The sequence below is a fragment of the Mesorhizobium sp. CNPSo 4684 genome, from assembly GCF_057784315.1.
In genome coordinates this window covers 93,636-102,469 of sequence record NZ_JBWLUX010000022.1, presented here as the reverse complement: position 1 = coordinate 102,469, position 8,834 = coordinate 93,636, and the positions used below count along the sequence as shown (strand labels likewise).

4 protein-coding genes and 2 pseudogenes are annotated in these 8,834 nt (G+C 64.5%); 5 read left to right on the top strand and 1 reads right to left on the bottom strand.

The window, feature by feature from the left end:
- The 3 genes and pseudogenes from AC04SG_RS21140 to AC04SG_RS21130 all read left to right on the top strand — a co-directional run.
- Nucleotides 1-150: pseudogene (locus AC04SG_RS21140) on the top strand (ISAs1 family transposase); the annotation flags it as partial.
- Nucleotides 151-394: 244 nt separating this feature from the next.
- A pseudogene (locus AC04SG_RS21135) lies at nt 395-1,238 on the top strand (uracil-DNA glycosylase).
- 254 nt (nt 1,239-1,492) lie between these two features.
- Nucleotides 1,493-2,305: a helix-turn-helix domain-containing protein gene (locus AC04SG_RS21130; RefSeq protein ID WP_488552639.1), complete on the top strand. Its 813-nt coding sequence runs from the start codon at nt 1,493-1,495 to the stop codon at nt 2,303-2,305.
- Here AC04SG_RS21130 and AC04SG_RS21125 read toward each other — a convergent pair whose 3' ends face one another.
- On the bottom strand, nt 2,306-3,280 hold the full coding sequence (locus AC04SG_RS21125; protein ID WP_488552638.1) for a DMT family transporter: 975 nt from the start codon (nt 3,278-3,280) through the stop codon (nt 2,306-2,308).
- Between the two features lie 242 nt (nt 3,281-3,522).
- On the opposite strand from AC04SG_RS21125, the gene pepN reads away from it, so the two are divergent.
- The gene (gene pepN, locus AC04SG_RS21120; RefSeq protein WP_488552637.1) at nt 3,523-6,162 is read left to right on the top strand and encodes an aminopeptidase N; all 2,640 of its coding nucleotides are present in this window, start codon (nt 3,523-3,525) and stop codon (nt 6,160-6,162) included.
- Nucleotides 6,163-6,478: 316 nt separating this feature from the next.
- A complete protein-coding gene (locus tag AC04SG_RS21115; protein WP_488552636.1) occupies nt 6,479-8,800 on the top strand; it encodes a PAS domain-containing sensor histidine kinase in 2,322 nt (773 codons plus the stop codon).
- The last annotated feature ends 34 nt before the right edge of the window (nt 8,801-8,834 follow it).

Here is an 8,834-nt window from a genome sequence, read left to right as displayed (position 1 = left end):
CTCGATGTCGTCTTCCATGAAGATGACGCCCGCACCCGAAAGGATAACGCTCCACAAAACTTGGCTGTCATCCGAAGGCTCGCGCAAAACATCTTGGCTGCCCATCCGCTCGACAAACCTATCGCCAGCAAGATGCGAAGGGCAAACTGAGCAAAGACTTCTTCTATGACCTCTTTACTCATATGCGATAGCCCTGCCCTTGAGGGGGAGATGTCGCCAAAGGCGACAGAGGGGGTCGGTACGTCCTGACGCGACACTCTCCCTCACTGACAGACGAGGCTAGCGCTCCACGCGCGGCGACCCCTCTGGCCTGCCGGCCATCTCCCCCTCGAGGGGGGAGATTACTAACCGCCCAACCTTGCAAATCGTCTCTCGCCGGACGAATGTGCCCGGCATGACTGCCGCCTCCCCCAACAACCGATCCGACCTTGCCGACCTTCTGGCATTCTACGCCAGCGCAGGCGTCGACGAGGCATTGGAAGACGCGCCGGTGAACCGGTTTGCCGAGGCCGCACCGAGGCCTGCCGAGCGCGTAGCGGCGCCGGCCGCGCCTCCACGCGAAAACAAGGCAGCGGAACAACCAACAGCCAGCCCCAGGCTGGATGCGAGCCAGGTGCCGGACGCGCCGGCGCGCTCCGTGCCGGCCACCGCGACCGTGCCCGATGAGGCACAGGCAGCACTTGCCCGGCAAATGGCGGCAAGCGCCTCGACGCTCGACGCGTTGCGCCAGCACATGGCGTCCTTCGACGGCTGCAACCTCAAATTCACCGCCAAGAACCTGGTCTTTGCCGACGGCAATCCGCAGGCATCGCTGATGCTGGTCGGCGAGGCGCCCGGCCGCGACGAGGACATTGAGGGCTTGCCCTTCGTCGGCCGCTCCGGCAGGCTGCTCGACCGCATGCTGGCGGCGATCGGGCTTGACCGCACTTCCGCCTATATCGCCAACGTCATCCCCTGGCGGCCGCCCGGCAACCGCACGCCGACGCCGCACGAGACCGAAATCTGCCGCCCCTTCATCGAGCGGCAGATCGAGCTGGTCAATCCCAAGGTGCTGGTCAATCTCGGCGGCCCATCGGCCAAGACCTTGCTCAACACGAGCGAAGGCATTTTGCGGCTGCGCGGCAATTGGCGGGTGCACACAACGGCGTCCGGCCTATCTGCTCAGGACCCCGGCGCACAAGAAGCTGGCTTGGCGGGATTTTCTCGAGGTGAAGGCGAAGCTGAAGGGGTTGGGGTGACTAGCAATCTCCCCCCTCGTGGGGGAGATGTCCGGCAGGACAGAGGGGGGCGCGAAGGATCGCCAGCCTCGCAATCTCGCTTATTTTCGCCCAGCGGAAGCAGCCCAAAAAAAAGCGGACAGGTCGGCGGGACAGCGCCCCCCTCTGCCTTGCCAGGCATCTCCCCCACAAGGGGGGAGATCAATTGTCGCCTCGGCCTCACCATAACCTCCGACGTAATTGAAATCCCTCCCCTGCCGGCCTACTCATCCCGCATGACAACAGCCCAGACCTCCGCCGGCAGCATGATCCGCGAATGGCGCACGCGGCGGCGCATGAGCCAGCTCGATCTCGCCATGGAGGCCGAGATTTCGCAGCGGCATCTCTCCTTCGTCGAAAGCGGCCGCGCGGCCCCTTCGCGCGACATGGTGCTGCATCTGGCGGAGCAGCTTGAGATCCCGCTCAGGCAGCGCAACCAGCTGCTGCTTGCCGCCGGTTTCGCACCGAGCTTCAGCGAACGGCCGCTCACCGACGCGACGCTGGCGCCGGCGCTTGCCGCAGTCGAGACCGTGCTCAAGGGGCATGAACCGTTCCCAGCGCTCGCCGTCGACCGGCACTGGAACCTGGTTTCGGCCAATGCCGCCATCGGCCCGTTTCTAGCCGATGTTGCCGAGCGGTCGCTGCTTCTGCCGCCGGTCAATGTGCTGCGTCTCAGCCTGCACCCGAACGGCATCGCGCCGCGCATCGTCAATCTCGGCGAGTGGCGGGCGCATCTGCTGGAGCGGCTAAAACACCAGAACGATGCCGCCGGCGACCCCGTTCTGGTCGAACTGGAGCGTGAATTGCGAACCTATCCGTCCGGCCTCAAGGGCACGCGGCCTGTGCCGGTCGAGCCCAGCGGCATCGTCCATCCGCTGCGGCTGGCGCATGGTGATCAGGTGCTGTCCTTCATCAGCACCATCACCGTCTTCGGCACGCCGCTCGATGTGACGCTGTCGGAACTGGCGATCGAATCGTTTTTCCCGGCCGACGAGCAGACGCGGACGGTGCTGGTGCGGCTTGCCAAAGAACGTTCGCAATCGTCCTGATCACCCCTGCGGCGGCGCTGCCTTTCTGGTGCGGGTGCGCTCAAGACCGAGCTGGCGCTCGCGCCAGATGATGAAGATGCCGGCGGCGACCACGATCACGCCGCCGACCAGCGTGTTGATGGTGGCGACATCGCCGAAGGCGAAATAACCGACGACGACACCAAGGATCATCGAGGTGTATTCGAAAGGCGCCACCACCGAGGCCTCGGCATGGCGGTAGGCGGCCGTCATCAGGATCTGCGCTAAGCCGCCGCAGAACCCGGCAGCAACCAGCAGACCGGCCTGCAGCGGCGTCAGCGCCTGCCAGCCGAAAGGCAGTGAAAACAGCGCCATGACGCTCGCCGTCGCCGAGAACCACAGCACGATGGTTGCTGTCCGTTCGGTCTGGACCAGATTGCGCACGAGCAGGATGGCGTTGGCGGAAATTGCAGCTGAAACCAGCGCCGCAACCACGCCCAGCACCTCCTGGTCAACGAGTGCGGCGCCCGAAGTGAGCAGCGTCAGTTCCGGCCACGAGATGATCAACACGCCGACCAGACCAACGGCAACCGCGCTCCAGCGATAGATACGGATGGCCTCGCCGAGGAACAGCGAGGAGAACACCACCACCAGCAGCGGCTGGGCATAGTTGAGCGTTATCGCCTCCGGCAGCGGCAAGCGCGTCAGCGCGAAGAAGCCGAGCCCCATGGCGCAGACGCCGACGACACCACGTGCGATGTGGTTCAGCGGTCGCTTGGTCGCGAACGCCGTGCCCAGTTTCCCCTTGAAAGCCAGGAAGACGATGATCGGAAAGATGGCGAAGAAGGAGCGGAAAAAGACAATCTGGCCGGCAGGCAAAGTGCCGGCTGCCTTGATGCAGGTCTGCATGCCGACAAAGACCGCCACCGACATGATCTTGAGCGTGATCCCGGTCAGGACACGGCCGGGGTGGTCGGACAGTTTCCCGGCCGCTTCGTTTCCCGGTCCGGCTTTCACTGCGGTGTTGCTTCCCGGATCGCCGCTGAGATGCACGTCACGGGACGCAGCACAGAGGCGCGCATGCCAAATTTCGGTGTGACGATGGTCATCAAGGCCTCGCGATGGAAGGAGAACGCCGTGAAATAGGCATTGGTGCAGTTTTGTCGAGTGGCCGTTTCGTGTAAAGAGCGCGCAACTTCAGATTTTATGGGCCAGCGGACACATCAGCGGCCCCTATAACGACAGGGAAACCCCAGGGAATGCGAACCGATACCGGCCAGGTCTTCAAGCTCGAAGACTATCGCCCCAGCGACTTTTCCATTCCGCAAACTGGCCTGACCTTTCGCCTTTCGCCAGACGCAACGCGCGTCACCGCCGTGCTGACGATCGAACGCCGCGATGGCGCCGCCGCCTCGGCGTCGCTGGTGCTCGACGGCGACGGGCTGCTGCTGAAGCGCATCGCCATCGACGGCCGCGAGCTCGCGCCGGCGGATTATCTCGCCACGCCGGACCAGCTGACCATTCTGAAGCCGCCGGCCCGCTTCGAGCTGCTGCTCGAGACCGAGATCGCACCGGCCAGCAATGAGGCGTTGATGGGTCTCTACCGCTCCAGCAATGTCTATTGCACGCAATGCGAGGCCGAGGGCTTTCGCCGCATCACCTATTTCCTCGACCGCCCCGACATCCTGTCGGTCTACACCGTGCGCATCGAGGCAAGGCTGGACGAGGCGCCGCTGCTGCTCTCTAACGGCAACCGGGTGGAAAACGGGCCGCTCACCGATGGCTGGCACTATGCCAGATGGCAGGATCCCTTTCCCAAGCCGTCCTATCTGTTTGCGCTGGTGGCCGGCAATCTCGGCCAGGTCGCCGATAGTTTCGTCACCATGTCCGGCCGCAAGGTCGAGCTCGGCATCTATGTCGAGCCGGGCAAGGAGGGGCTTGCCGGCTACGCCATGGATGCGCTCAAGCGCTCGATGCAATGGGACGAGCAGGCCTTCGGCCGCGAATACGACCTCGACGTCTTCAACATCGTCGCCGTCTCCGACTTCAACATGGGCGCCATGGAGAACAAGGGCCTCAACATCTTCAACGATAAATATGTGCTGGCCGACCGGGAGACCGCGACCGATGCCGATTTCGCCAATATCGAGGCGATCATCGCGCATGAATATTTCCACAACTGGACCGGCAACCGGATCACCTGCCGCGACTGGTTCCAGCTCTGCCTGAAGGAAGGGCTGACGGTCTTTCGCGACCACGAATTCTCCGCCGACCAGCGCTCGCGCGCGGTCAAGCGCATCGCCGAGGTGCGTACGCTGAGGGCGCATCAATTCCCCGAAGATCAGGGACCGCTGGCGCATCCGGTGCGGCCGCGCCGCTACCGCGAGATCAACAATTTCTATACGGCGACGGTCTACGAAAAGGGCTCGGAAGTCGTGCGCATGATCCGCACTATCCTCGGGGCCGAGACTTTCCGCGCCGGCATGGACCTCTATTTCGAGCGCCATGACGGCGAAGCCGCGACGATCGAGGATTTCCTGAAGGTGTTCGAGGACGTTTCCGGGCGCGACCTGTCGCAGTTCGCGCTCTGGTACCACCAGGCGGGCACGCCGAACCTGACCGTCAGTTCGACGCACAACCCGGCCACGCGCGAGTTCACGCTCGAGATCGAGCAGTCGGTGCCGCCGACACCGTCGGAAAGCCGCAAGCGGCTGATGCACATTCCGCTCGCCTTCGGCCTGGTCGGCGCCGGCGGCGAGCCGGTCGCCTATGGCGGCGTCGAGGGCGCCGCCGTCGAGGATGGCGTCATCCATATCCGCAAGCGCCGCCATATGGTGCGCTTCTCCGGCGTTGACGAGCGTCCGGCGGTGTCGCTCAACCGCGGCTTTTCGGCGCCGATCACGCTTTCTGTCGAGCAGAAGGCCGACGACCAGTTCTTCCTCGCCGGCCACGACAGCGACGCGTTCGCGCGCTGGCAGGCGTTCAACACACTGCTCACCGATGCACTGATAGCGGCCTTCCGCCAGATCCTCGGCGGCGCGAAGCCAGCCTTCAGCGCGAGGCTGACCGGGCTTGCCGGCAAGATCGCCGGCGATGAGACGCTTGAGCCCGCCTACCGCGCGCTAGCGCTCTCGCTGCCCGGCGAGGCCGATATTGCCCGCGACATCGGCAGGACCATCGATCCCGACGCCATCTTTGCCGCCCGCGAGGCGCTGGCGCTGGCAATCGCCCGCGCCAACCAGGACGCCTTCGCCGATCTTTACGGCCGCCTTGCCGACGATGGTCGGTTCAGCCCCGATGCGGCAAATGCGGGACGACGGGCGCTGCGCAACATCCTGCTCGACTATCTCTCGCTGTTGCCGGCAGGCGTCGAGTTGGCCACCCGGCATTTCGAGGCCGCGACCAACATGACCGACCGCGCCGCGGCGCTCACCGTGCTTGCGCATCGGCATGACGGGTCGCCCGAGGCGGTCAAGGCGCTGGCCGGCTTCGAGGCGCGCTATGGGGCCGATCCGCTGGTCATGGACAAATGGTTCCAGATCCAGGCCAGCGTGCCGGGACCGAAGACCGTCGAGCGGGTGCGCGCTCTGACCGGCCACGCAGCCTTTTCGATGGCAAATCCGAACCGGGTGCGCTCGCTGGTCGGCACATTTTCCAGCGCCAACCAGACCGGCTTCCACCGCGCCGACGGCGAAGGCTACCGGTTTTTTGCGCAGACCGTACTCGAGGTCGAAAAGCGCAACCCGCAAGTCGCGGCAAGATTGGCGACGGCGCTGCGCTCCTGGCGTTCGTTGGAACCGGGCAGACAGGCCAAGGCACGGGAAGCGCTGCTGGCGATCGCCGGTGCCGAGAACCTCTCGGCGGATTTGCGCGATATTGTGGAGCGGACCCTGGCGTGAGCCTACCCCTCCCCCTTGAGGGGAGGGTGGACAGCCGCCGAAGGCGGATGGACGGGTGGGGTCGTTGCGGCAGCGCGCGACCTCAACCAATTTCGATCGTGATTGAAAGAGTCGAGCGCTTCGCCGAGGACCCCTCCCGGCCCTACGGGCCACCCTCCCCTCAAGGGGGAGGGATTCCAGTGCTATTTCAATCAATTTTTAACGTTTTTTGCCCGCGCCACTGGACAAGGCGAATCACCTTTGATTCTTTACAGACGATTCGGACGTGCGGTGTTGCCGGATCGTCAAGCGTACGGAAATTCGGGGAGTGCCATTTATGGCCAAGGCGGACGCGTGGGGCGCGCCCGAAGGGACGGCTTTTGAGCGGCGCAAGGCGCGAGGCGACGGCCTCGCCGGCAATACGCGGCTCATTGCTGAACCAGCCTACCGGCGGCTCCTGGCTGCCGAACCCCTTCTGCGTCGCTCGATACCGGCGCTCATCATCATCTTCCTGATCGTCATCGCCGCACTGCGCGTCCTGTCGCTGATGAACGAACGCGACGAGGTCGAGCGCGACGTCAAGGCAGTGCTGGGACTGGCTGCCGGCCAGATGGCGAACGCAATCTCGGCCGATCCGAACGCGGCCGCCGGCGGCGCCATCGATCTTCTGGAAAGCACGACCCGCCAAGGCGCCATGGGCAGGAGCCATGTGCTCGTCATCACCGACAGCGCGTTCAAGATCATCGCCGTGTCGCCGCTGTCGACCGGCTGGCAAGGGCGATCGCTCGACAGCCTGGTGCTGGACGGCCAGCCCCTGTTCATGTTCGGCGACCGCGCTGGCGTCATGGATGTCAGCATCGGCGGACAGGACTGGTACGCGGCGGTGAGCCTGACCCGCGACAGGAAGAACGCCGCCGCCGTGCTGGTGCCGCAGGAAGCGGTGTTCGACAGCTGGCGCAAAACCGTGTCGCTCAATGTCACGCTGTTCGTGCTGACGGCGGGTGTGCTGATCATCATCCTCTACGCCTATTTCGGCCAGGCATCGCGCGCCCAGACGGCCGACCGCATCTACCTCGAAGCCCACCAGCGCATCGACATGGCCCTGGTGCGCGGCCGCTGCGGCCTGTGGGACTGGGACATGGTGCGCGGCAAGATGTACTGGTCGCGCTCGATGTACGACATGCTGGGCTACGAGCCCTGCAACTCGATGCTGTCGTTTGGCGAGGTCGACGACATCATCCACCCCGAGGACGGCGACCTGTTCGAGCTGGCCAACAAAATCGTCGAGCGCGAGATCGACCATATCGACCAAGTGTTCCGCATGCGCCACGCCGACGGCCAGTGGGTGTGGATGCGCGCCAGGGCCCAGGTGATCGACCCGGAAGCGCCTGAGATCCAGCTGATCGGCATTGCCGTCGACGTCACCGAACAGCGGCATCTGGCGTTGCGCTCGGAGGCGGCCGACCTGCGGCTCAGGACCGCGATCGAGAACATCAATGAATCCTTCGTGCTGTGGGACGCCGCCCAGCGCCTGATCATGTGCAATTCCAAATTCCAGAAGGACAACGGACTGTCGGACCGCGACGTCATGCCGGGGGCGGCGCGCGCCGTGCTGGAGGAGCGCATGCTGGCCTTCGCCTCGGAACGGCGGCTGGCCAACACCAACGGACCGCAAGGCGGCGCGACCTTCGAGCGGCAGCTCTCCGACGGGCGCTGGCTTCAGGTCAACGAATTGAGGACCAGGGATGGCGGCACCGTCTCGGTCGGCTCCGACATCACCCAGATCAAACTGCACCAGGAAAAGCTGGTCGACAGCGAGCGTCGGCTGATGGCGACCATCCACGACCTCAGCCTCGCCCGTCGAGCCGAGGAGGAACGCGCCAGCGAACTGGTCGAGCTCAACCGCAAATACATGAGGGAAACCGAGCGCGCCGAAGCCGCCAACCGGGCCAAGTCCGAGTTTCTGGCCAACATGTCGCACGAACTGCGCACACCGCTCAACGCTATCATCGGTTTCTCCGAACTGATGGAACAGGGCCTGTTCGGGCCGCTCGGTTCGCCACGCTACGAGGAATATGCCAACGACATCAATGGCAGCGGCAAATATCTGCTCGGCGTCATCAACGACATACTCGACATGTCGAAGATCGAGGCCGGCCAGTTCTCGATGGACCGCGAGGAAATCGATCTCTGTCCGCTGATCCGCGAGACGGTGCGCGTGATCTCGCTGCAGGCGGCGGAAAAATCGATCACGGTGGAAACCCGCATCGCCGATACGATGACCCTGTTCGCCGACCGCCGGGCCATCAAGCAGATCGCCATCAACCTTCTGTCGAATGCGGTGAAGTTCACCGGCCAGGGCGGCCATATCTCGGTGCGCGCCCGCAACACGTCAGGCGCGCTGGTGCTGACCATCGAAGACAATGGCTGCGGCATTCCGAAGGAGGCGCTGAGCAAGCTTGGGCGGCCATTCGAACAGGTGCAGAACCAGTTCTCCAAGAACCACGCTGGCTCCGGCCTTGGGCTCGCCATCTCGCGCTCCCTGGCCGAGTTGCAGGGTGGCGCGCTGAAAATCCGCTCGACCGAAGGCGTCGGCACAATCGTGTCCGTGCGCATCCCGGTGAAGAAGGCAGCGCCGTCGGTGAAGGCAGCGGCCTGAGGTAGGCCACCCTATCCCCGCGTGCTGAAACAAC

Coding starts and splice junctions, on each gene's coding strand:
- AC04SG_RS21130 (WP_488552639.1), top strand. CDS start 1,493: ATGACAACAGCCCAGACCTCCGCCGGCAGCATGATCCGCGAATGGCGC.
- pepN (WP_488552637.1), top strand. CDS start 3,523: ATGCGAACCGATACCGGCCAGGTCTTCAAGCTCGAAGACTATCGCCCC.
- AC04SG_RS21115 (WP_488552636.1), top strand. CDS start 6,479: ATGGCCAAGGCGGACGCGTGGGGCGCGCCCGAAGGGACGGCTTTTGAG.